We start from the raw sequence: 22822 nt of genomic DNA on the forward strand, positions 1-22822 counted from the left end.
GACGAGAGCCTTTCGATCGAGGGGCTCGCGTAGCTGCTGGAACGATTCGAGGGCTCGCCGCAGTGCCGCGGCCTCCAGCTCCGCGGGAGCGGACACCGGCTCCACGGGGTGGAAGCGGGAGACGAGCGACTCCTGGCGCACCACGGCACACTGCCGCTGCTGGGTAGCGGAGGGCACTCCCACCAGCTGCTTGAAGGCCTCGAAAGCGGCCAGGTTGCCCAGGAACGCGGACATGACCGGCGAGGCCTTTCGAGCCTCTCCCAGCGAAACCCGCAGCCGCGCCAGGGTGGCCCACAGTCCACAGCCCTCACGGTGCCCCAGGGGCCCGAGCACTCCCAGGGACTCTCCCAACGCCACCTGCAGGAGCGGCGCGGTGGTCTCCTCCTCCAGGCGCGCCACGCTCTCCAGCTCCACGGACTGGGGCAGGCTCAGCACCATGTCCCACGCTCCGCGAGCGCGGTCGACGAGCTGCTCGCTGGGAAGCAGCTCATGGGCCGTGAGCGGGTGGAGCTTCAGCTGGCTCGCCACGGGCTCGGGCTCGCCCACCGCGCAGGCCAGGTGCCCTACTCCGATGCCAGCCAGCGCGCGCACGCAGGCGAACAGGGCAGGCCCGCCGCCGCCCACCAGCACGCGCGCGCGTCTCAGGCGCGAGAAGGCGGCATGGGGATCGGCCGCCACCGACTCCAGATACGAGAGCGTGCTGCCCAGCTGCTCCGCCTCGAGCGCGGACGGCGGAGGCTGCGAGAGCGCCTCCACATCCAGCAGCATGTCATGGCCGGCCAGCTGCTCCAGGAGCGTGGAGATGACGCGGCGCACGTTCTCGGGGACAGCGGCCAGCAGATCCCCGGCGCGCACCCCCTTCTCCAGGTGGGGCAACAGCCGCTCGAAGAGTGGATACAGCGAGGCGTGCCCCTTGAAGGAGAAGGAGCGGCTCCAGCTCTTGAAGAAGACCCCCTGCTCCAGCGGGGCGAAGTGCACCGAGGGCCGCAGCCGGTAGATCCGGGTGGGCTGCACCGTGGTTTCACTCGGCGCCGTGCTCATGATTGGGCCTCGGGCAGGTAGCGCTTGCGCAGCTTCTCGAAGTGCTCCTTCCAGGTGCGGCCAAAGAGCGCCTCGATGGACTCGGAGATCACGTAGTTGAGGTACCAGCGCTCCACGGGGGAGATGTCGAGCAGCGTCAGCACGGTGTAGAGCAGGTTGAGCAGCCAGCGGTACGCCGAGAACTCCACCACGTCCACGCGCTCTTCCAGGAAGTTGAACCCGCGCAGCACGGTGTGGAACTCGCTGTAGTCGCGCTGATCACCAAACTCCCACTTCTTGCGAGCCTCCTCGTTGACCCGAGCCGCGGCGGCCTGCATGAGGGCCGTGGGGTCCTCGACGATCTGGCGGGCCCGCGACAGCTCCAGGCCCTCCGTCATCCCCCACTCGAAGAGGCGCGACCACTGCTGGAGCAGCGGATCCTCGCCGGTGTAGCGGCCCTGGGAGGTGTCGGCCGCGAGCTTGCGCAGCGTCTCGAGCACGGCGGGGCGCACCCGCCCGTACTTCTCACTGAAGGCCGCGCGCAGCTTGCCCTGGCGATCGTGATCGAAGAGGTAGTCCTCCAGGTGCGAGCGCAGGGACAGGTGCCCCGGGAAGAGCCCCCCTTTCGGATACGAGGCCGCCATCAGGGTGAGCAGGTGCATGCCATAGCTGAGCCGGGCGCTGTCGTTGTCCCCCGCCGCCTCGAGGAAGGCGAGCACCGGCCGCAGCGCCCGGCCATAGAAGGTCTCGGTGGCCTCCACCACGCGCGGGTTTCCGAGCAGATCCGCCCGCGCCGCATGGTCGCCGGCAAAGACGGTGTTGTCCTTCCACAGTGGCCCATACGGAGGAGGTACGAGCTCGCGGGTGCCCAGCGTCTGGCTGAGCGCCAGGTAGCGGCCCTCGTCGAGCGCCGTGGTCGAGGGGTGCTGCTCCAGCCAGGCGCGGATGCGCGGCACGAAGTCGCGCTCCACCTGCTCGCGCACCGAGGGGCTCTCGGCGTGCACGCAGATGCGCACCTGGGGGCCATGGAGCCAGTGCCGCTCCACATACAGGCGCTGCACCCCCGGACGCTCGCTCAGCTCAATCGCCGCGGGGAGCACGCACTCGCGCAGCAAGGCCGCCTTGCGGTCCTGGTAGTAGACGACATGGACGGCGAATCGATCGGTCATGGGCTCTGCCAGTCCTCGCGGCCCCGGTTCAGCTCGATGATCAGCTCGGTGGCGTGCCGCCCCTCCGAGGTCTCCAGCGGAGAGCGGGAGACCAAGGGCAGCATCTCCTCGAGCACCAGATCCACCTGCTCGTTGTCGCGCAGCCACTTGGAGAGCAGGCGCACCAGCAGGCCGCTGCGGAAGTCCAGGTACTGCGGCTTCTCGCGCGTGCGGGCCATCTGCCGGGCCCAGTCCTCGGGCCTCATGCCCTGCTCGCTCTCGCCGCGCGAGCGCAGGAAGCACTCGTCCGGAATGCCGTGCTCGAGGCGCCACTGGTTGAGCCGGGCGAACCACGCGCCCTCGCTCTCGGCGGGCCCGGGGCGAGGCATCAGCGCGGCGGGGATGCTCCAGCGGCGCCGGAAGAGCACCACGCGCCCGAAGCTCACCCGCGGGAAGTGGCGGATCTGCTTGCGCCCCTCAGGCCCCAGCTTGGTGTCGGCGGAGCTGTGGAAGGTGAACGTGAGCGGGGAGTTGCCACCCAGCGAGGCCAGGAAGCTCAGCTTGGGCGGCAGCAGATAGGTGATGAGGAAGCCCGAGTAGAGCACCGTCACCGGCGGCCCCGCCTCCCCGCGGCGCAGCAGCACCCGATCGCTGGCCGGATCGTGCACCAGCACCAGCTCGCTCAGGCGCAGCTGCTCGGGGTTGGCGGTGCCGCCCAGGGCCACATCCGTGCGAGCCAGCTGGGGGTGGAGGTTGGCGTTGAACCCCACCACGGGCCGGACCCCCGCCACCACCTGGTCGCGAGGGAAGAAGTCGTCGATGCACTGGCGCACCACCGCCAGCGCCTCCTCGCCCAGCAGCGGCAGGAAGCGGCTCGCGTACTGCCCCAGCCCGTTGTAGAGGTGATTGATGACGAGCCGCTCGACCTGGCCCCCGACGACCTCCGGCTGCACGAAGGCGCTGTAGGCGGTCCAGTCGGACTTCAACTCCCGAGGGATGCTCGCCGCCAGCTCGCGCAGGAAGTCGGGGCTCAGGGAGATCTCCTCCTTCTCTCCCAGCCTCGAGAAGAGGTGCTCGTTGAACCGCGTCCTCAGCGCGCGCAGGGTGGCCAGGTGCGGGAAGCGCTTCGCCATGTCCTCGGGCACACCGCGCAGCGCGATCTCGAACCAGCGCGTGTAGAGCTGCGGAACGAGCTCGATGAAGCTGTCGATGTCCTTGCAGACGCCGCCGACGCCATGGCGCTTGACGAACTCGTCGCAGACCACCGCCTTGAGCTGGTGCGCTGGATCAAACAGCCCCAGCACCTCCACCAGCGCGCGCAGATCCTCCAGGGCCTGCTGCCAGGGCGCTCGGGACAGCCGCTGCACGCCGGGCAGCGCCGTGTCCTCGTAGAGCAGGGGCGTGTTGGTGGGCAGCTGGCCCCCCACCTGGCCAAAGAGCTCCTCCCAGCGCTTGCTCAGCGCGCGGATCGCTCCGTTGCGCGCCGTCGCGCTCAGGTCGGAGAACCCGTCATGGATGCGAGCGATCTCCTCCAGCCCCTCCGCGGCGCGCTGGGCCAGCTCGACGGGCGCCTGGCGCAGGAACGCGCTCGCCTCGGAGGCGATCCGGGTGGTCTGCTCTGGCACGGGGATGACAGGCCGCAGCAGCCCCGTGCTGATCAGGTTGTCCACATAGGAGCGCACCTGCTCCTGGTTGGCGCCCCGCACCGCCGCGGTGAGCGAGTCCACGATGGCCGAATAAGGGCGGCTGCCGCCCGGCGAGGACTCGAGCCACTTGCGCAGCGCCACCAACGTCTGCGTCAGCGGCAGGCTGCCGCGCTTCTGGGTGGTGCCGAAGACGCGCGGCTGGTTCACCGGATCATCCACGGTGAACTCGAAGGACAGCCGCCCATCGGCGACCCGAATCCCCTCCGAGAGCCGGTACTCCAAGTGCGCGCCGATCTCCGGGCGCCGCACCAGTGCATCCAGCAGCCGGCGGGTGACTGCGTGGTTGGCCTCCACCTGCACGGCGCGGACCGGAGCCGCCTGCATGGGCAGCGGGGCGGTGCCCTCGTCCGCCCAGACGCCGAAGCCCACCGAGGTGTAGAAGCTATAGGGGCTGGTGCGGACCATGGCCCGCGTCAGGTACTGCAGCAGCGAGTACTCCATCTTCCGGCGCCGGCCATCGTGCTGCTCCACGGGCGTGCCCGTGTAGCTCCGGATCGCGTCGTACAGCGAGGTGCTGGACACGACGCACGCCTGCAGGAAGCGCGGGTGCTCCAGCTGCCGCTGCAAGAGCCGCCGCTCCTCCAGCAGGCCCTGCTCGTAGAGCGGCGAGAGGCGGGCGCCCAGCTCCGTGATCCGAGCCCGGACGCGGTACCACTCGGCGAGCTCATCATCGGGGGACAGGGCCAGCGCCACCTCGGCCTTCACCTTCGTGTCGCGGTCTCCGAAGATGTCTCGCTTGAGGTTCAGCAGCGGGCGACACGCCTCCTTGTCCGCGGCCCGCGAGAAGGCCTCGTACAGCCTGTCGCAGATCGTCTGCTTGCGGGACTGGAGCCACTGGTTCAACTGGCGCAGCTCGCCAACGGCCTGCATCAACTCCTGGGAAGACTTCGATCCGAGCGCCTCCGAGGCCACATTGTTGAACCGCAGGAGCAGATGACCTTCGATGTCCAGCACGCCTCGCCCTACCTGTTGTGGGTGACTCCGATTCGACGGAGTTGCTCTGACAGAAGCTGTGGACCAGGGCTCTTTATACAACAAAAAAGGGGAACCACCTCTGACGAGGCAGCTCCCCGAAGAACCTCACACGAGAGGTTGACTACTCCGCGGCCTCAACCTCGGCGCAGCAGCACGAGCAGCTGCCACAGCACGAGCACGAGGAGGAGGAGGAGCTACCAGATGAAGCCGCGGTCTCCGGCATCGCCTTGGCGTCGCGGATCTCCGAGACCTCGAGGCCATCGAGGGACAGATCGCTCAGGTCAAAAGACTCCAGGGACAGGTCCAGCATGTTTGTTACTCCTTGTGGGGGTGGAGCTGCGGCGGGGTAAACCAAGCGTGAAGTAAACTTGCCTGCCTGTCAAGCAGCCGAGCTGCAGCTTTTGATAGATCAGCGGCCGGCAGCGTCCAAGCGCTTCTTCGTCAGCTCCAGGTACTTCGGATCCAGATCGATCCCCGTGTAGCGCCGGCCCAGCTTCAGCGCCGCCACGCCCGTGGTGCCGCTGCCGTTGAACGGGTCCAGCACCGCCGCGTCCTCGGGAGTGCTCGCCTCGATGATGCGCTCCAGCAGCGCCACCGGCTTCTGCGTCGGGTGGCTGCCGAAGGCCTTCTCCTCGCGGCGGGGCGCGATCTGCGTCCACATCCGCCCGGCCCCGTCCGCCGTCAGCTCCTCCTCGCCCGTGCGCGGCAGGTTCCACACGTCGCGCATCTGCTTGCCGCCGTTCTCCGCCTTCATCCGCGCGTAGTTGAACGTGTGCTGCAGCGTCTTCGTCTGCCGCGGGGAGGCCCAGATCAGCAGCTCCGTCGAGTGCGTGAAGTAGCGGCACGACAGGTTCGGGCTGGCGTTCGGCTTGTACCAGGTCACCGTGTTCAGCAGCTTGAAGCCCAGCTTCTGCATCGCGAAGCCGACGTTGAAGATCACGTGCTGCGTGCCGCTCACCCACAGCGTGCCGGTGGGCTTGAGCGCCCGCTGGCAGGCCTTGAGCCACTCGGTGGTGAAGCGGTGGTCCTCCTCCACGCCGCGCGACACGTCCCAGGCGCCCTTCTGCACCGAGGCCCGCTTGCCGCTCTTGCACGTGAAGCCGCCGTTGGACAGGAAGTACGGCGGATCCGCGAAGATCAAATCGAACTGCTGCTCGGGGAACTGGTTCATCAGCTCCACGCTGTCCCCCTGGTACAGCCGATACGCATCCCCCTTGGCGAACAGGCTCTCGCTCAGGGAACGGTCAGCAATCTTCAGCGCTGTGGCTTCCGCGGACATCTCGCCTCCGTCTAGGCACTTCGTTGACGCGGCGGACTGTGCGGTCATCTGTGTGCTACGTCCAAATTTCGATCTGTAGCACGTGAAAACTTGACGGTGAGGCGCTCCCAAAAAGCCGCGAGCAGGGCGGGAGCGCTTCCGAGGAAGCCCTCCGTCACCCTGCTCGACGGATCCAACGAAGACTGTGCGGAGGCTGCGTTACGCCTTCGCCTCGCCCTTCTTGCCCTTCTTGCCAGCGCCCGCGGCCGGAGCAGCGGCAGCGCCCTCGCCACCCGCGGCGGCGGCCGCATCCTTGGCCTCCTTGGCGGCGGTGGTGGCGGCGTACTTCTTGCGGAAGCGGTCGACGCGGCCCTGCGTGTCGAGCAGCTTGTACTTGCCGGTGAAGAAGGGGTGGCAGTTCGAGCAGATTTCCACGCTGAACGAGCCGCGGGTGGACTTGGTCTCGACGATGTTGCCGCACGCGCAGGTGATGCGGGCGGGCGGGTACGTCGGGTGCACTTCAGGCTTCATGGTGACGTCTCCAGTGCGCCTTGCCCCCACCCACCGGTGGGTGGGAGGTCCGGCGATTGAGGTGGCCGGCGCTTATAACGGCGCGCCGGGTGTTGCACAAGTCCACCCAGCCTCAGTGGCCGCCCGAGCCCGGGGGCTCGACGCGCTCCACCAACTTCTGGACGGCGGGATCCGACGGGGCGTCCGTTCCCAGCTGGGTGTACGACAATTGATGCGTACGGGCCATCCCCGTTGCGTCGGCCTGGGCCTCCTTCTCCAAAGCCGCCCTCCGGGTCTCGAAGGTGGCGACCGTCTCCTCGAGCGCCTTCCGAGCAGCCTCATCCTTCGAGGCCGCCAGCCGCTCCTTGGCCCGCGCCAGGTTGGCCTCCACGTTCTTCAGGGCCTCCTTGGCCTGGCCGGTGGAGGCCAGATCCCGGAACTGCCCCGGCCCGTCCACGGACAGCTCCAGGCGGGCGAGCTGGCGCCCGCGCTCCCCCGAAGGCACCAGGGTGGCCAGGCCGTCCCGGTAGGCGATGCCCGGGCCGCGGCCCTCGTGGGACTGGATGACGAAGTCCACGCCCTCGGCGGCCGCGGCGAACTTCCGGACGACGTCATAGGGCGCCGCGGCGAGCACCACCACCACATCCGCCTTGTCCTTCTCGCGCAGGCGCTTGGCCTCCGCGAGCACGGCCGGGGCCAGGGGCTGTCCGTTGGCGTCGGACACCGGGCCCTCGGGCGAGGCGCCAATCACGCCCACCTTCAGCCCCCCAGCGGTGAGCACCGTGGAGGCCGGGAACACGGGCTTGCCCGCCTTGTCCACGAGGTTGGCGGACAAGAGCTTCATCTTCAGGCCCTTCGCCCCATTCTTGAGGTAGTCCAACCCGAGCGTCAGGTCGCGCGTGCCCACGGCCATGGCCGAGGTGCCCATCGCCTCCATCTGCTTCAGCAGCAGCTCCGCCCGGGCCTTCTCGGTCGGATCCGCGCCGGGCTGGGAGAACTTGAAGAGCGCATTGCCCGCATCCAGCACGAGCACCGGCGCGCCCTTCTTGCGCTCCTGCTCGATCGTCGCCTTTCGTCTGGCCAGACCGCCAGACGGGTTGTGGCTTCAACCACAGGGGGCGATCTCGCCCCCGTTGTCTCCGGTAAAGAGCAGCACCACCTTCTTCGGCGCCGCGCCGGCCACGAAGGGCACCAGCAGCAGCGCCAGCGCGGCGAGCGCCAGACGAGCCAGTCTCATTTGCTTCCCTTCTTCGCGGGCGCCGGGGCGGGCGCCGGTTTCGGCGGAGGGGCCGGAGCGGGCTTCTTCTTCGCCTTGTCCAGGTCCGCGATCCGAGTCTTCGCCGTCTTGGCCTCGTCCGTCTTGGGGTAGCTCTTCACGAGCTCCTCCAGCGCCAGGCGGGACTCCTCGGCCATCTTCAGCTTCGCGAAGCAGTCCGAGGAGCGCAGGTACGCCTGCGGCGCGGACGGCGTCTTCGGGTAGTCCTGGATCACCTTGCCGTACTCGGAGAGCGCCTCGCGGCACTTGTCCTCGGTGAAGAAGGTCTCTCCCAGGCCGAAGTAGGCCTCGCCCACCAGCGGATCCTTGGCCCACTTCTTCATGAACTCGGTGTAGAGCTGGCGCGCCAGCGGCAGCTCCCCGGCCTTCGCCTTGTCGTGGGCGAGCGCGAGGAACTCCTTCTTGTCCTCCGGCCGCTTGAGGGCCTCGGCCTGCTTCTTCGCCTCGGCCTCCTTCTGAGCCTCGGCGCCCTGCTGCGCCAGCTGCCGCTTCTCCGCGTCCGCCGAGAGCTTGTTGGTCGCCGTCTCCAGCTCGCCGATCTTGTAGAGGTACGTCTCCACCTGCCCGCGCAGGTTGGCCAGATCCTCCACCGTCTTCTGGAGCTGGATGCCGATGTCCGCGTCGTTGCGCCGCGAGCCCTTCTCCAGGCTGTCCAGGGCCTTGGTCACCTCGGCGACCTTCTCGTCGATGCGAGGCAGCGTGGCCGAGAGCTGTTCCCGGGCCTGCTTCAGCTCCTCGTTGAGGCGGGTGTTGTCGGCGGCGAGCTTGTCCACCTTGGCCTCGAGCGCGCGTCCGCGATCGGCCGGGTAGAAGCAGCCCGAGAGGGTGAGCAACGAGAGCAGGACGAGCCTTCTCATAGGGGGGCGCATCTTACGGCCAAATCCCTGCCGAGTCCGTTCCTTCTCGCTTGCTCTGTCGGCTCCCTATCCCTCAGCGGGGCTTGCCCCCGCCTTCCATGCGCTCGATGGCCTTCTCACACGCCACCCGGAGGCGGGAGTGGTTGAGGAAGAAGGGCGTCGGGCGCGCCTTGCCCTCCGCCAGCGAGCGCAGGGCCCGGCGGTACTCGGTGGCGGCGTCGGCGAACTCCTCGCGCAACTCCAGCATCATCCCCAAGAGGTAGCGCGCGGCGGAGAGATCCGGATCCAGCGCGAGGCACCGCCGCAGGTAATCCTCCGTCTGCGAGTCCGTCTCCCCCACCCCATCCAGCACGAGCGCAAACAGGCCGTCGGCCTCGGCGTGCAGCGGGTGCTCTTCCGACTGTTCGGGCGCGGAGGGCACGCTGGCGAAACGCCCCGAGTCCCGGCGCGGCTCGGAGCCCACCGTGGGAAAACGTCCCGAGTCCCGGAGCGGCTCGGCCGGCACCGCGGGGAAGCGTCCGGAGTCTCGGCGCGGCTCGGAGCCCACCGTGGGGAAGCGTCCGGAGTCCCGGCGCGGCTCGGCCGGTATGCTCGGAAAGCGCCCGGAGTCTCGTCGGGGCTCGGGGCCGACGGCCGGCAAGCGCTGAGAGTCCCGCTTCGGCTCGGGGCCTACGGCCGGCAGGCGTTGGGAGTCCCGTTTCGGCTCGGGGCCTACGGCCGGCAGGCGTTGGGAGTCCCGTTTCGGCTCGGAGCCCACGCGCTCCGAAGACGCCGGGGGCATGATCGCCGAGAAGGAACCGGCCTCCCGCTTGCGCTCGGCACCGGAGGGCGGCTCGCTCGGGAGTCCCGCCGTCAGGCTCGGGCGACCGGGCTGGGCCGCGAGCAGGCTTGGCGTGCGGACATAGAAGAAGGCCTGCTCGCTGCGGATGATGCGCAGGCTCGGCGGGGCTTGCAGCAGCGGCTCCGCGGCCGACAGCACCAGCGTCCCGCTCGTCCCGAGCCGCTCGGCCAACGAGCCCACCACCCGGCTGAACGCCTCCGAGGTGAAGTAGATGAGGACGTTGCGGCAGAAGATGACGTCGAAGCCCTCGCCCCCGCCGGCCGCGGGGTACGGCGTCTCCATCAGGTTGTGGTGCTGGAACATCGCGCGCTCGCGCAGCTCGGGCACCAGCAGCGAGCGCGAACCATCCGGCATGAAGTAGCGATGGAACAGGGCCGGCAGCCGCCGCACCTGCTCGGCGGAGAAGCACAGCGTCCGCGCCCGGTTGAGCGCCGCCTCGGAGATGTCCGTGCCCAGCACCGTGCTGCCCCCATCCGCCCCCGCCTCCTCCAGCATGATGAGGAGCGTGGCCACCTCCTCGCCCGTGGCGCAGCCCGCGCTCCACACCCGCAGGGGACGCCCCGAGGCCTGGGCCACCAGCGGCTCGAGCACCTGGGTGCGGAAGGCGCCCAGCTGCACCTCGTCCCGGAACAGATCCGTCTTGTGCACCGCCACCACGGAGACGAGCGCGGACAGCTCCGCCGCCCCCGCCGGGGACTGCAGGTGCAGCAGGTACTGCTGCTCCGAGAGCGAGCCTCGGAGCACCGCCAGCCGCTCGTCCAGCCTGCGCCGCTGGTTGTCGCTCAAGGCCATGCCCGTCCGCGTCGTGATGTACGCGTGGATGAGCGAGTCTTGCCGAGCGGGCGTCACGGCCATTACCGCCCCTGAGCCAGGGCTTCACCGCGAGACAGCCGAATCAGCGCCGCGGCCACCTCGTCGCCATCGACCAGGTGATCCACCGCGTTGCGCGCCACGGCCGCGCCCGGCATGCCGAACACCACACAGGACTCCTCGTTCTGCGCCAGGGTGAGCCCACCGGCCTGCTTGATGGCCTGCATACCCGCCGCGCCGTCCTCGCCCATGCCGGTGAGGATGACGCCGAGCGCCCGCCGCCCGTACGCCTTGGCTGCGCTCTCCAGCAGCACCGTGGCCGAGGGCATGTGCCCATCCCGCTCCACCCCCGGCTTGAGCGCCACCCGCCCGCGGAACGGGACGATCATGTGCATGCCCGGCGGGGCGATGAGCACGTGCCCCGGCATCAGCAGCTCCCCGTCCTGCGCCAGCCGCACCTTCAGCTTGCAGGAGTTGGCCAGCCAGCCCGCCAGCGACTCGGCGAAGGCGGCGTTGATGTGCTGGACGATGGCGATGGGCGCCGGGAAGTCCGCGGGCAGCTCCGACAGCATCCGGTGCAGCACCTGCGGCCCCCCCGTCGAGGCCCCCACCGCCACCATCCCCATGCTCGGGGGCAGCAGCGAGGGCAGCTCGTTGCGCACCGGCGGGATGACGGGCTTGGTCCGCCGGATGTGGCGGATCACTCGCACCGAGGACAGCAGCTTCAGCTCCTTGGCCAGGTTCCACGCCTCGAGCCCATCATCGATGGAGGGCTTGACGCGCAGCCCCAGGGCGCCCAGCTCCAGCGCCCGGCAGGTGAGCTCCGGGGCCTGCTGACGCGGATCCGCGGTGAGCACCAGGATGGGGGTGGGGCACTCGGCCATGATGTGCTCCACGGCGGTGAGCCCATCCATCACCGGCATGTCCACATCCATGGTGACGACGTTGGGGCGCAGCTCCTTCACGCGCGCCAGCGCCTCCTTGCCGTCGGCGCACGTGCCCACGACCTGGAGATCCGGGTCCTGGCCCAGTGCTTCGCAGATGAGCTGTCGGCAGATGAGCGAGTCATCGACCACCAGCACCGACACTTTCTTGCCCATTACCCGTGCATACCCCGTGCGCGACGCGAGGAGTATACCCAATGCCTCTGGGTGTCCTCAGAGTGGCCTTTACCCCAGTAGACGCTTCACCACATCCACCAGATCCTGCCGGACGAGATCTCCCTTGGTGATGTAGCCGTTGGCCCCCGCGGCCAGCCCCTTCTTCCGGTCCCCCTCCCCCCCGCGGGTGGTGAGGATGATGACCGGGAGCCGGTTCAGGGTCTCATGGGCCTTGAGCTGCCGGGTGAGCTCCAGGCCGTCCAGGCCGGGCATCTCCAGGTCCGTGACGACCAGGTCCACCTGGGTCCGGGCGAGCAGGTGGAGGGCCTCGGCGCCATCCGCGGCGGCGACGATGTCGTACCCCACCGCCTCCAGGAGCGCGGAGATGAGCTCGCGGGTGAGGGGGGAGTCATCCACGACCAGGATGCGGCGGCGCTGGGCCTCCGTCGGGCGGGGGGCGGCGCGCGGCAGGCGGACCGAGAGGGAGCCATGGGCCCCCGCAGTCAGGTAGGCGGCCGAGAGCACCATGGCCAGCCGGCCGTCCGCCAGGGTGGTGGCGCCGGTGAGGTGGCCGAAGCGTCCGAGCAGCCCTCGCAGGGGGAGGATGGCCTGGACGCGCTCCTCGAGCACGCGTTCCACCGACAGCGCGGCGATGGCGCCCTGGCTGCGAATCACGAGCACCAGCTCGCCCTCGGCGGGGCGCCGCTCCGGCGCCAGTCCGAGCAGGGTCGACAGGTGGCCGAAGGGCAGCACCCGCCCGTCCACGTCGAGGGCCGGGCGCCCCGCCAGCTCCGTCATGGACGAGAGATCCAGCTTGAGCGCCCGGGTCACGTGGGCGGCGCTCAGGGCGAGCGTCTCATCCCCCGCCTTCACGAAGAGCAGCGGCGCCACCGTGAGGGAGACGGGGACGCGAATCTCGAAGATGGTGGCCCAGCCCGGCGCGGACTCGACGCCGACGTCTCCGCCCAGGGTCTGCACCGCGCTGCGCACGGCATCCAGCCCCACCCCACGCCCGGAGATGTGGGTGACTTCCTCGCGAGAGGAGAAGCCGGAGAGGAAGATGAGCTCCCGGGCCTGGGCCTCGGTGAGGGCGCTGGCGGCCATCTCGTCCAGGTAGCCCTTGCGCACCGCCACCTTGCGCAGCATGTCCGTCTCCAGCCCCACGCCGTCGTCTTCCACGCGCAGGACGATGCGGTTGCCCTCGCGAGCGGCGCGCAGGGTCAGACACCCCTTGGGGCGCTTGCCCGTGGCGACGCGATCCACCCGAGACTCCAGGCCATGGTCCAGCGCGTTGCGGATCAGGTGCAGCAGGGGCTCGCGCAGCGCCTCCACCACGGCGCGATCCGCGCGGGTGTCCTCGCCGTCCACCACGAGCTCCACTTCCTTGCCCAGCTCCCGGGCCATGTCTCGCACGACGCGCGGATAGGGCTCGAAGAGGACCGAGAGCGGCAGCATGCGGATGCGCTGCACCTCCTCGACCACCTGCCCGAGATCCCTCAGCTCCTCGTTGGCCAAGAGCTTGGCCTCGCGGTGCAGAGCGGCGGCCATGTCCTTGGCCTTGCCCAGCTTGGCCGCGAGCGCCGCTCCCGCGGGCCCCAGATCCTCGGCCTCCCGCGCGAGCTGGGCCAGCTCCCGGGCCAGCTCCAGCCGTTTGCCGTTGGCCAGCTCTCGCCTGCGGGCCACCTGCGTGAGGTTGGTGGCGGAGCTGGTGAGCAGATCCAGGCTCCCGACTTCGATGCGGACCGAGCTGTCCGCGCGCATCTCCGCCCGGGCAGGCTGAGGCGCTGGAGCTGACGCCGGCCCGGCTGGAGTTGCTCCCGGGGAGGAGGCACCCGCCGGGCGGGCGGCCGGCTGTGCGGAAGCAGAGAGAGAGGGACTCGGGCTCGGAGCGGACGGCTTGGCCCCGCCGACCGTGGTCGCGGGAGCCGTCGCCGACGCCGCGGGTATCGCCGCGGGAGCCGGCACCGAAGGCGTGGGAGCCAGCGGCGAAGCGACCGGAGCGGCGCTCAGAGGCTTTGCCTGGCTCGGAGAGGGCTGTGGCTTCGAGACCGGCGATGAAGCCCCCGCCGCCTGGGCCAGATTGGCCGCGATCTGCCCCGGGGCGGCAGTGGCGCTCCCCACCTGGGCCTGCTCCACCTTGGTGCGCTCGCGGAGCCACGCCACCAGCTTCTCGACCTCGGGTGCATCGTCGGACGGCACGAGGCCGGACAGCACGGTCACCGCGTCCGCGGACTTCAGGAGCGCGTCGGCCGAGTCGTGGGACAGGATGTACTGGGCGGGCTCGCTGGAGCGGACCAGCTCCTCCATCTCATGGACGAGCACGTTGATGCTGTCGAAGCCCATCATCCGGGCCTCGCCCTTGAGGCCGTGGAGCTCGCGGAGTGCCTTGCGCCCCGTCTCCACGCTGCCTCCGGACTCCAGCTCCACGATGGCGCGGTTGATGCGCTCCAGCCGCACCCCCACCAGATCGCGGAACTGCTTGAGCAGGCGATCGCGGGGTGTCACCCGTCGCTCCCCGGCGGCGTCTGGCTGATCTGGAACCGCTCCACGACGTTGCGCAGATCCAGCGCGAGCACCAGCAGATCCCCATTGGCGGTGCTCACCTGCTTGGTGGCGTTCAGGCTCTGCTGGGTAATCCGGAGGATGTCCGCCATCGTGTCGGCGAGCTGATCCGTGCCCGTCTGCTGCTGCTGCGTGGCCAGCGAGATGGAGCGCACCGCGTCCGACGTCTGCCCGGCCAGATCCAGGATCTGCTTGAGCGACTCGGAGACCTGCTGCGCCAGCGAGGTGCCCGTGTCCGTGGCGCGCACGCCGCCCTCGGTGGCCGCCACCGCCGCGCGCGAGGCCTCGCGCACCTCCTCGATGAGGCCTTCAATCTCCTTGGTGGACTCCAGCACGTTCTCGGCCAGCCGGCGCATCTCCGCGGCCACCAGCGAGAAGCCCCGGCCCACCTCGCCCGCCTTGGTGCCCTCCAGCTCCGCGTTCAGCGCCAGCAGATCCGACTTGTCGGCCACGCCGTTGATGAACTCGACGATCTTGCCGATCTGCTGCACGCGCTTGTTGAGCCGGGTCACCGCCGAGGCGATGGCCTGGTTGTCGTTGCGCATGCGGCTCATGGAGGCCAGGAAGGCCTCGGCGCTGCCCTGCCCGCCCTGCGCCGCGCCCAGGGTGCGCTGGGCGATCTCCGCCACCGAGCCGGCGTTCTCCGCGATCTGCCGCGCGCTCCGGGCCAGCTCCTCCGTGGTGGCGCTCGTCTCGTCCAGCGAGCTGGCCTGCTCGGCGGCGCCGGCCTCGTAGCGGCCCGAGGTGGCGAGGATCTCCTCCGTGGTGGCGCTGATCTGCGCCCCGGCGCGCTGGAGCTGCGAGAGCACGTCGGCCAGGTGGGCCCGCATCATCGCGAAGGCGGCGGACACGCCCCACACCTCGTCCTCGGCGGGGATGAGCCGCGGGGCGGCGAGGTTGCCGTCCGCGATGCGCCGCGCCTCGCCGGCGAGCTGGCGGATGGGACGGCCCACCAAGGTGCCGCCCAGGTACGCGGTGGTGAGCGCCATGCCGAAGACGAGCAGGCACAGCGCCCCGCCCGAGGTGATGGCGTCCGCCCGCAGCTCCTCCACGCGCTGCTCCTGGGCGCCCAGCGGCGTGGCGAGCACCTCCTCATAGGCGTGCTCCGCCAGCTCCGAGGCGAGGTTGGCGGAGAGCACCGCGGGCGTCACCACGGCGATGGCGGTGAAGAGCACCAGCCGGGCGCGGATCTGCGCGCGCCGAGGCATGGCGGCGATGATCTGCGCATGGCTCAGCCCCAGTTCGCTCAGCCACACCGTCACCTGCCGGGCCCGCAGGGTGACGAGGCAGTGCACGAGCAGCGCGGTGATGGGCCCGAACAGCAGCCCCAGGCTGGCCACCCTCAGGGCCGCGCTCAAGCCCGCGCCTCCGATCGTGCCTACCAGCACGCCCGGCACCACCGTGCTGATGAGCCACATCATCAGCGACTTGACGAACGTGGCATCCGCGGCGCCGGTGGCCTCGACACAGGCCTGCGCCAGGCTCTCGGGGCCGATGGCCACATCGCCCCGCTCCAGGCTGCGCAGCGTGCGCAGGCGGCGGAGCATCTGGCCCCCCGCCAGCACGTTGGAGACCACGCACGCGATCGCGCCGCAGGCCATGAGCAGGTGGAACGCCTCTTTCAGCGCGTCCTCCATGGTGAGCCACGCGTAGTAGAACGCCAGGAAGCCGCCCACCAGGTTGCCCGCGAGGACGGGGACCACCAGGTGCCGGCTGAAGGAGGCCCGGCGGGAGATGCCTCGCGTGCTCATGGGCTAGCCCTCTCTCCCTGCCAGTTGGAAGCGCTCCACCACCAGCTTCAGGTCCCTGGCCAGCGAGGACAGATCGCTGTTGGCGGCCACCATCTGCTTGGTCGCCCCGGCGTTCTGCTCGGTGACGCGGAGGATGTCTCCCATGGCGGCGGCGAGCTGATCCGTACCCGTCTGCTGCTGCTGCGTGGCCAGCGAGATGGAGCGCACCGCGTGCGAGGTCTGCCGCGCCAGCTCGAGGATGAGGCTCAGGCTCTCGTCCACCTGGGCTGCCAGCAGTGTGCCCGCATCGGTCGTCTTCAACCCCGCCTCCGTGGCCATGACCGCCGCGTGGGTGGCGTCGCGGATCTCCTCGATGAGCTGCTCGATGGTGCGCGTGGAGCGGATGACGTTCTCGGCCAGCCGGCGCATCTCCGCGGCCACCAGCGAGAAGCCCCGGCCCACCTCGCCCGCCTTGGTGCCCTCCAGCTCCGCGTTCAGCGCCAGCAGGTCCGACTTGTCGGCGATCTCGTTGATGAACTCGACCACCTTGCCGATCTGCTGCACGCGCTTGTTGAGCCGCACCACCGCGTCCGCGATGGACTGGTTGTCCTCCTTCATCCGCTGCATGGCGGTGAGGAAGGCCGCCGCGTTGCGCTGGCCGCCCTGGGCCGCGGCGAACGTGCGCTCGGCGATGCCGGCCACGGACTCGGCGTTGCCGGCGATCTGCTGCGCGCTCCGGGCCAGCTCCTCCGTGGTGGCGCTCGTCTCGTTGAGCGAGCTGGACTGCTCGTCCGCGCCCAGCTCCTGCTCGGAGGAGGTGGCCACCAGCTGCTCGGTGGTGCTGGAGATCTGCATGCCCGCGCGCCGCATCTGCGCCAGCGCCTGCCCCAACTGGGCCTGCATCTGGACGAAGGCGGCCGAGGCGGCCCACACCTCGTCCTCCGCGGGGATGACGCGCGGCGGGCGCAGGTCCCCCTTGGCGATGCGCGTGGCATCCTCGGTGATGGCGCGCAGCGGCTCGGACAGCGCGGCCCCGGCGGCATAGGCCGTCCCGAGCACCAGCAGGATGACGAAGCCCGACAGCAGCCCCAGCGACAGGCTCCGCTGGTGGTGGGCCTGGGCCACCACGGCCGCCTGCGCCTCATGGCCTCGGGCTTCGAGGATGTCGTCCATCACCCGCACCGCGCGGGAGATGGACACGTCCAGGATGAAGATCGACGGGCAGAGCACCGCGATGGCGGTGAAGATCAGCAGCCGCCGGCGGATGTTCTGCCGCTGGGCAGGCACCGCCTCGATGACCTCCAGCGCGGACAGCCCCTCGGTGGCGATGCGCTCGGCGGCCGTGCGGCTGCGGCGCACCACCAGCAGGTAGACGAGCAGCGCGCTCAAGGGCCCCAGCGCCAGCACCACCAGGCCGATCCGCACGCTCAGCAGCCACGGCTCGTCCACCAGCGGCGGGAACGCGAGCGCCACCAGCAGCGTGCCCCCGAGCCACCCCAGCAGGGTGAACCAGAAGCAGCGCTCGGGGATGGCGCGCGCCTCCTGGAGCGCCTGGCGCAGGTTGGCCGGCGTGGACGGCAGCGTGCCCCGCTCCACCGCCCACAGCGTCCGCAGCGCCCGCCGCTCGAGGATGCTGGTGAGCCCCAGGCACAGCGCCAGCGCCAGCCCCACCAGCGCGAGGAAGGACTGCCAGGCGCCCTCCGGCGGCGTGTACTCGAGCTGGCCGTGCGTCAGCGCCAGCACCACGCCCACTCCGCCGCCCAGCCACGAGGGCTGCGTCAACCACCGCGCCAGCCCCTTCACACCCGAGGGCGTGCTCATGCGGCCTCCCGGGAAGTCCCCGAGAGGAAGTGCTCGAACTCCACCAGCCGCACCAGCGGCCAGAGCACCCCTCGCACATAAAGAAAGCCCAGCAGGCTCTGGCCCGCCGTCTTCTGCAGCAGCGGCGGCAGGGGCATCACCCAGTGCACCTCCGCGTCGATCTCCAGCGTGTCCACGCCCACTGTCTCCCCCGAGGGCGCCAGGAGCACCCGGGAGGCCCCTCCGTCCTCACCGAAGCCCTGGCGCGCCGAGCGTGAGCGCCCCGCATGGAGCGCGGGCGCGTCAATGACGGCCACATCCACCGCCGGGAAGGCGATCCGGTGCTCGCCGGCATGGCACAAGAGGGTCCCGCTCACGCGCAAGCCCGCCATGGCTCAGGCTCCCTGGCTGAGGTGATCGAAGAGCCCTTCGGCATCAATCACCGCCACATCCCGCTGGGCGCCCTTGGCGGGGCCGCGCAGGTGCAGGTGGACGCCGCTGGCGCCCAGCGGCTCCAGGCTGCCGGACACCATGGACACACCCGCCACGGTGCTGGCCGTCAACGCCAGCGAGCCGCGAGGCAGCCGCACCAGCACCGCCCGCCGCGTGGACTGGCTGCCGGTGCCCACCAGCAGCCCCATGTCCACCACGGGGATCACCTCGCCCCGGTGCGCGAACACGCCCAGCAGGTAGGCCGGTGCACCCGGTACCCGCGTCAGCTCGGGGAAGGTAACCACCTCCGCCGCGCTCTCCGCAGGTACCGCGTACCAGCTACTGCCACATGCAAACACAAGGTAGGACTGTCGCCCTTCGGACTCGGAAACGCCCATCGGGCCAGAGCCTACCTCAGATCAGTGGCGAAACTCGACGCGGCGGTTCTCAGCCCACGCTTCCTCGTTTGAGGCAGGGTTGACCGGGCGCGTCTCGCCGTAGCCCACGGTGTCCAGGCTCCGGGCGGAGACGCCGAGATCGCTCAGGTAGCGCTTCACGGCGGCGGCGCGGCGGTTGGAGAGCTGGAGGTTGTACTCCTCGGTGCCGCGCTCGTCGGCGTGGCCCTCCAGGGTGATCTTCATGGACTTGCCCTTGACGCAGTCGGCCAGCGCGGACAGGCGGCTCTGGGCGTCCGAGGTGAGGGTGGACTCGTTGAAGCCGAAGCGCACGGGCGTCCAGTCGCACTCCTTGGGAGCAGCCGTCACGCACTTGCCGGCCTGGCACTCCTGGCCCTCGCCGCAGTCGGTGTTGCTGGAGCACACATCCTTCGAAGGCTCCTGGCAGCGGCCGTTCTGGCACTTGCCGCCCTTGCACTGGTCATCGCCCTTGCACTGGGCGGGGGCGCACTTGCCGGCCTCGCAGATGCGGCCGGAGCCGCACTGGGTGTCCAGGGTGCACTCGGGGCCCTTGGGCACGCACTTGTTGGCCTGGCAGGCGAAGCCTTCCTTGCAGTTGGTATCGGTGGCGCACTCCTGGCAGGTGCCCTGGACGCAGACCTCGTTGTGCTCCTTGCAGGCCTCGTCGTTGTCGCAGTTGGGGTAGGGCTTGGGACAGCCCGTCATCAAAGCCATGGCGAGAGCGAGCCCTGCCACCATCGAAATACGTCGCATCGTTCCCTCCAGAGTTCGTGAGAATGCCCGCCCCGAAGGACGGTTCGACGCACCGCGTGTAGTCTCAAGAACCCAAGGGAGTCAAAGCAATTTGACCCGGCCACGGGCTTGCAGCGTGCTGAACCCCGTGCCGTTGAAGTCCTTGAATCCACGCGCTCCTTTCCAGACAGTGTGGCTCGGCAGCCACACCCCGAGGTCCGAGGTCTCCGCCCCATGCCCGCGTCCGTGCTGATCGTCGATGACGAGAAGAACATCCTGCTCACGCTGAGCCAGTCGCTGCAGCTGGCGGGCTACCGCACAGAGCTGGCGGGCTCCGGGCAGATCGCGCTGGACGTGGTCTCCGCGCGGCCCGTGGACGCGGTGCTCATGGACGTGAAGATGCCGGACATGGACGGGCTGACGGCGCTGGCCCGCCTGCACGAGCTCAAGCCGGAGCTGCCGGTCATCATGATGTCGGGCCACGGCACCATCGACACGGCGGTGAAGGCCACGCAGCTGGGGGCGAGGGACTTCCTGGAGAAGCCCATCGCGAGAGACCGGCTGCTGGTGGCGCTGCGCAACGCGCTCAAGCACCAGGCGGTCATCGAGGAGCTACAGGAGCTGCGGGCGCAGCTGGGCCGCTATGACATGGTGGGCGCGGGGCCGGCGATGCAGCGCATCTTCTCGCTCATCCAGCGCACGGCGCCCTCCGAGGGCCGAGTCCTCATCACCGGCGAGAACGGCACGGGCAAGGAGCTGATCGCCCGAGCGCTGCACCAGAACTCGCGGCGCAAGGCGGGGCCGTTCGTGAAGCTCAACTGCGCGGCGGTGCCACACGAGCTGATCGAGAGCGAGCTGTTCGGCCACGAGAAGGGCGCGTTCACGGGGGCGGTGAGCGTGCGGCGCGGCAAGTTCGAGCTGGCGCACGAGGGGACGCTCTTTCTGGACGAGATCGGCGACATGCCGGCCGCCATGCAGGCCAAGCTGCTGCGAGTGCTGCAGGAGGGCGAGCTGGAGCGCGTGGGCGGCACGGAGACGATCAAGGTGGACGTGCGAGTCATCGCCGCGACGAACAAGAACCTGGAGAAGGAGATCGCCGCGGGCCACTTCCGAGAGGATCTCTACTACCGCATCAACGTGGTGCAGATTCACTCGCCCCCGCTGCGCGAGCGGCGCGAGGATCTGCCAGATCTGATCGACACCTTCCTGACGGAGGCGTGCGCGCGCAACGGGCGCAAGCCGCTGACGCTCTCGGCGGAGGCGCTCTCGGTGATGGGCTCGTATGACTACCCGGGCAACGTGCGCGAGCTGCGCAACCTGGTGGAGCGGCTGGCCATCCTCTGCGAAGGCCCGGTGGTCTCGGGCACTGAGGCGCTGGAGCTGCTGCCTCGGGGGCGCGGCCCGCTCCCCTCGTTGCCCGTGAGCGCCCTACCCGCCTCGGCGCCCGCTCCGGTGGCGGTCTCCATGCCCGCTCCCACCGCGACGGAGCTTCCCGCGCCGCGTGCTCCGGAGCCGCCCGCCCCCACGGGTTTCCGTCCCCGAGTGGACAAGACCTTCCGGGAGCAGGTGGAGGACGCGGAGCGGGAGATCATCCTCCACACGCTGGCGCACACGCAGGACAACGTGACCGAGGCCGCGCGGCTGTTGGACCTGGAGCGCGGCCACTTCTACAAGAAGATGAAGGCGCTGGGGCTGCGGCGGAGCGCGGCGGACAAGGAGCCCGCCCCCGGCCCGAGCGGTGAGTGACGGCGGCACGGCAGGCGCACCGTGGCAGGCTGTCTTCGCTCAGGCGGCGATGCGCTCGATGCAGGCCGGCACATCGTTGGTGGGCGAGTTCACCACTCGCGTCACCTCATAGGAATCGAGGACGTCGTCCGCGCACGGCACCAGCAGCGGCTGGAGCGCCGCGGCCTCCATCGGCTCGGGGCGCAGCCACTGCTCCTGGCCCGCCGACGAGAGGATGACGGGCATCCGATCATGGATGGGTGCCATCAGGGCGTTGGGGCCGGTGGTGATGATGCAGCAGGAGCGCACCACCTCGCCCGTCTCCGGCGAGGTCCACTCCTCCCACAGCCCGGCGATGGCGAAGGGCTTGCGGTCCTTGCGGTGGAAGAAGAACGGCGTCTTCGGCTTGGTCGTCTGCTTCCACTCGTAGAAGCCATCCACGACGAGCAGGCAGCGCTTGCGCTTCAGCGCGGAGCGGAAGCTGGGCTTCTCGGCCACGGTCTCGCAGCGCGCGTTGATGAGCTTGTTGCCGATGGCGGCTTCCTTCGCCCAGGACGGGATGAGCCCCCAGCGGTAGGCATCCAGCATCCGCTGCCCGTCATTGGCGACCACCGGCATGAGCTGGGTGGGAGCCAGATTGAACCGCGGGCGCTCGATGGCGTTGCGGATGCCTGCGAGCCCGAACTCGCGAGCGAGCTCGACGGCGGGAGTCTGAACGGTCACACGGCCACACATGTGCCGGAGTATCACCCCGAGCCGCCTGCCCACCAAGTCCTACGATGGATGGGCCGCGAACCCCTCGAAGAAGGTGGCAGGGGGACCGGCCAGCCGGGCAACTTGTAGATGGACGCAAGGGGCGCTCCTGGGCAGCCTTGGGCGCGCAGGACTTCTTTCCCCGGAGGGATGAATGAAGCTGAAGGCGCTGTGTGTGGCGGTCTCGTTGCTGGCGGCTCCTGGCGTGGTGCACGCACAGGGCGCGTTCGACCAGCTCAAGAAGGCGGCGGGCGACACGGGCAAGTCCGCCCTGGAGAAGAAGATCAACGACAAGCTGAAGACGGAGGCCAGCAAGAACCAGTGCAGCTTCAAGTCGGGCACGGACGTGCTGGAGCCCGGCTGCGATCAGAAGCTCAAGAACCTGGCGGGCGTGCTCGTGGACGCGAAGAAGCAGCTCGATTCCGGGGGTGTGAAGAACTACAAGTTCGAGGTCTCCGGGCACACCGACTCGAGCGGCGACGCGGCGAAGAACAAGGCGCTGAGCGAGAAGCGCGCGGCTGTCATCGTGAAGGAGCTCGTGGCGCGCGGGGTGGCCAAGAACGAGATCATCGCCGTCGGGCGCGGCTCGGAGCAGATGCTGGTGAAGCCGGATGACACGCCGGCGAAGAAGGCGAAGAACCGGCGCTACGAGATCCAGGTCCGGTTCTGAGCGAGGCGCGCTCCGGGCGGCGCTAGCTCCTCGGGGCGGCCAGGAACCACTGCACCGCCTCGCGAGCGATCTCCGTGGGCACGGTGTGGGGCCCGTCGAACTCGCGGTAGAGCACGTCGTAGCCGACGGCCTGGAGCCGGGGCACGAGGCGCCGGCTGCACGGATCGATGGGCAGCACCATGTCCTGGGTCCCGTGGGAGACGAAGACCTGCGGCTCGCCGTGCTGCTCCGCCGGAGCGGCGAACCCCGGGGAGAACGCCAGGACGTGGGTGAACAGGTCTCCGTTGGAGATCCCCAGCGACACGCCATACGAGGCGCCGTCGGAGAAGCCGCCGATGGCGATGTGCTCCGGGTCCACGGCATAGCGCTCGAAGATCCAGGAGAGCGCCTGATCGATGAACTCCACGTCCGGCCCGTACTCCCTGCGGATGACATCCCACGTCGGGCCTCGGGAATCCGGAGCCACGAGGATGAAGCCCTCGGCTTCGACGAACGCCTGGA

20 protein-coding genes and 1 pseudogene are annotated in these 22822 nt (G+C 69.8%); 2 read left to right on the forward strand and 19 right to left on the reverse strand.

The genetic code is table 11. The features are described from left to right. The 17 genes and pseudogenes from ACJ8AT_RS38175 to ACJ8AT_RS38255 all read right to left on the reverse strand — a co-directional run. On the reverse strand, nucleotides 1-1041 hold a 1041-nt coding region (locus tag ACJ8AT_RS38175; RefSeq protein WP_407742914.1), incomplete at its 3' end, for a hypothetical protein. Further along, on the reverse strand, nucleotides 1038-2189 hold the full coding sequence (locus tag ACJ8AT_RS38180) for a lantibiotic dehydratase C-terminal domain-containing protein (RefSeq protein ID WP_407742915.1): 1152 nt from the start codon (nucleotides 2187-2189) through the stop codon (nucleotides 1038-1040). The genes ACJ8AT_RS38175 and ACJ8AT_RS38180, both read right to left, overlap by 4 nt. Continuing rightward, nucleotides 2186-4828 carry a lantibiotic dehydratase gene (locus tag ACJ8AT_RS38185; RefSeq protein ID WP_407742916.1) on the reverse strand — a complete coding sequence of 881 codons (2643 nt, stop codon included), beginning with the start codon at nucleotides 4826-4828 and terminating at the stop codon, nucleotides 2186-2188. The genes ACJ8AT_RS38180 and ACJ8AT_RS38185 overlap by 4 nt, the downstream gene beginning before the upstream one ends. Nucleotides 4829-4970: 142 nt before the next feature. Next, nucleotides 4971-5159 carry a thiazolylpeptide-type bacteriocin gene (locus tag ACJ8AT_RS38190; RefSeq protein WP_407742917.1) on the reverse strand — a complete coding sequence of 63 codons (189 nt, stop codon included), beginning with the start codon at nucleotides 5157-5159 and terminating at the stop codon, nucleotides 4971-4973. Between the two features lie 99 nt (nucleotides 5160-5258). Then, nucleotides 5259-6128 (reverse strand): DNA-methyltransferase, encoded by an 870-nt coding sequence (locus ACJ8AT_RS38195; RefSeq protein WP_407742918.1) that lies wholly within the window; start codon nucleotides 6126-6128, stop codon nucleotides 5259-5261. 294 nt (nucleotides 6129-6422) lie between these two features. Continuing rightward, nucleotides 6423-6638 (reverse strand): annotated as a pseudogene (gene rpmE, locus ACJ8AT_RS38200) (50S ribosomal protein L31); the annotation flags it as partial. A 112-nt stretch (nucleotides 6639-6750) separates the two neighbouring features. Next, nucleotides 6751-7650 carry a 5'-nucleotidase gene (locus ACJ8AT_RS38205; RefSeq protein WP_407742919.1) on the reverse strand — a complete coding sequence of 300 codons (900 nt, stop codon included), beginning with the start codon at nucleotides 7648-7650 and terminating at the stop codon, nucleotides 6751-6753. A 72-nt stretch (nucleotides 7651-7722) separates the two neighbouring features. Continuing rightward, the gene (locus ACJ8AT_RS38210) at nucleotides 7723-7854 is read right to left on the reverse strand and encodes a hypothetical protein (RefSeq protein ID WP_407742920.1); all 132 of its coding nucleotides are present in this window, start codon (nucleotides 7852-7854) and stop codon (nucleotides 7723-7725) included. Further along, entirely contained in the window at nucleotides 7851-8750 is a 900-nt protein-coding gene (locus tag ACJ8AT_RS38215) for a tetratricopeptide repeat protein (protein ID WP_407742921.1), read from the reverse strand. Before ACJ8AT_RS38215 ends, ACJ8AT_RS38210 begins: the two co-directional genes overlap by 4 nt. A gap of 73 nt (nucleotides 8751-8823) precedes the next feature. Further along, nucleotides 8824-10446 (reverse strand): CheR family methyltransferase, encoded by a 1623-nt coding sequence (locus tag ACJ8AT_RS38220; RefSeq protein WP_407742922.1) that lies wholly within the window; start codon nucleotides 10444-10446, stop codon nucleotides 8824-8826. Beyond that, nucleotides 10446-11501, reverse strand: coding sequence for a chemotaxis-specific protein-glutamate methyltransferase CheB (gene cheB, locus ACJ8AT_RS38225; RefSeq protein ID WP_407742923.1), 1056 nt, complete (start codon nucleotides 11499-11501; stop codon nucleotides 10446-10448). Before cheB ends, ACJ8AT_RS38220 begins: the two co-directional genes overlap by 1 nt. Nucleotides 11502-11570: 69 nt before the next feature. Then, the gene (locus tag ACJ8AT_RS38230; protein WP_407742924.1) at nucleotides 11571-14006 is read right to left on the reverse strand and encodes a response regulator; all 2436 of its coding nucleotides are present in this window, start codon (nucleotides 14004-14006) and stop codon (nucleotides 11571-11573) included. Then, nucleotides 14003-15814 (reverse strand): methyl-accepting chemotaxis protein, encoded by a 1812-nt coding sequence (locus tag ACJ8AT_RS38235; RefSeq protein WP_407742925.1) that lies wholly within the window; start codon nucleotides 15812-15814, stop codon nucleotides 14003-14005. Before ACJ8AT_RS38235 ends, ACJ8AT_RS38230 begins: the two co-directional genes overlap by 4 nt. Nucleotides 15815-15817: 3 nt before the next feature. Then, nucleotides 15818-17614 carry a methyl-accepting chemotaxis protein gene (locus ACJ8AT_RS38240; RefSeq protein WP_407742926.1) on the reverse strand — a complete coding sequence of 599 codons (1797 nt, stop codon included), beginning with the start codon at nucleotides 17612-17614 and terminating at the stop codon, nucleotides 15818-15820. Next, entirely contained in the window at nucleotides 17611-17985 is a 375-nt protein-coding gene (locus ACJ8AT_RS38245) for a protein CrdC (protein ID WP_407742927.1), read from the reverse strand. Before ACJ8AT_RS38245 ends, ACJ8AT_RS38240 begins: the two co-directional genes overlap by 4 nt. 3 nt (nucleotides 17986-17988) lie before the next feature. After that, entirely contained in the window at nucleotides 17989-18423 is a 435-nt protein-coding gene (locus ACJ8AT_RS38250; protein ID WP_407742928.1) for a chemotaxis protein CheW, read from the reverse strand. 21 nt (nucleotides 18424-18444) lie between these two features. Beyond that, nucleotides 18445-19194: an OmpA family protein gene (locus tag ACJ8AT_RS38255; protein WP_407742929.1), complete on the reverse strand. Its 750-nt coding sequence runs from the start codon at nucleotides 19192-19194 to the stop codon at nucleotides 18445-18447. A 213-nt stretch (nucleotides 19195-19407) separates the two neighbouring features. Between ACJ8AT_RS38255 and ACJ8AT_RS38260 the strand changes: the two genes are divergently transcribed. Continuing rightward, nucleotides 19408-20919: a sigma-54-dependent transcriptional regulator gene (locus tag ACJ8AT_RS38260; RefSeq protein ID WP_407742930.1), complete on the forward strand. Its 1512-nt coding sequence runs from the start codon at nucleotides 19408-19410 to the stop codon at nucleotides 20917-20919. 39 nt (nucleotides 20920-20958) lie between these two features. Here the strand turns inward: ACJ8AT_RS38260 and ACJ8AT_RS38265 are convergent, their stop codons facing one another. Next, nucleotides 20959-21633 carry an SOS response-associated peptidase gene (locus ACJ8AT_RS38265; RefSeq protein ID WP_407742931.1) on the reverse strand — a complete coding sequence of 225 codons (675 nt, stop codon included), beginning with the start codon at nucleotides 21631-21633 and terminating at the stop codon, nucleotides 20959-20961. Nucleotides 21634-21805: 172 nt separating this feature from the next. Between ACJ8AT_RS38265 and ACJ8AT_RS38270 the strand changes: the two genes are divergently transcribed. Next, on the forward strand, nucleotides 21806-22321 hold the full coding sequence (locus ACJ8AT_RS38270; RefSeq protein ID WP_407742932.1) for an OmpA family protein: 516 nt from the start codon (nucleotides 21806-21808) through the stop codon (nucleotides 22319-22321). Between the two features lie 22 nt (nucleotides 22322-22343). On the opposite strand, the gene ACJ8AT_RS38275 is transcribed toward ACJ8AT_RS38270, so the two are convergent. Beyond that, nucleotides 22344-22822 (reverse strand): alpha/beta hydrolase (locus ACJ8AT_RS38275; protein WP_407742933.1); only part of this gene is annotated, 479 nt, incomplete at its 5' end.

The organism is Hyalangium sp. (assembly GCF_045802625.1).
Classification (GTDB): domain Bacteria; phylum Myxococcota; class Myxococcia; order Myxococcales; family Myxococcaceae; genus Hyalangium.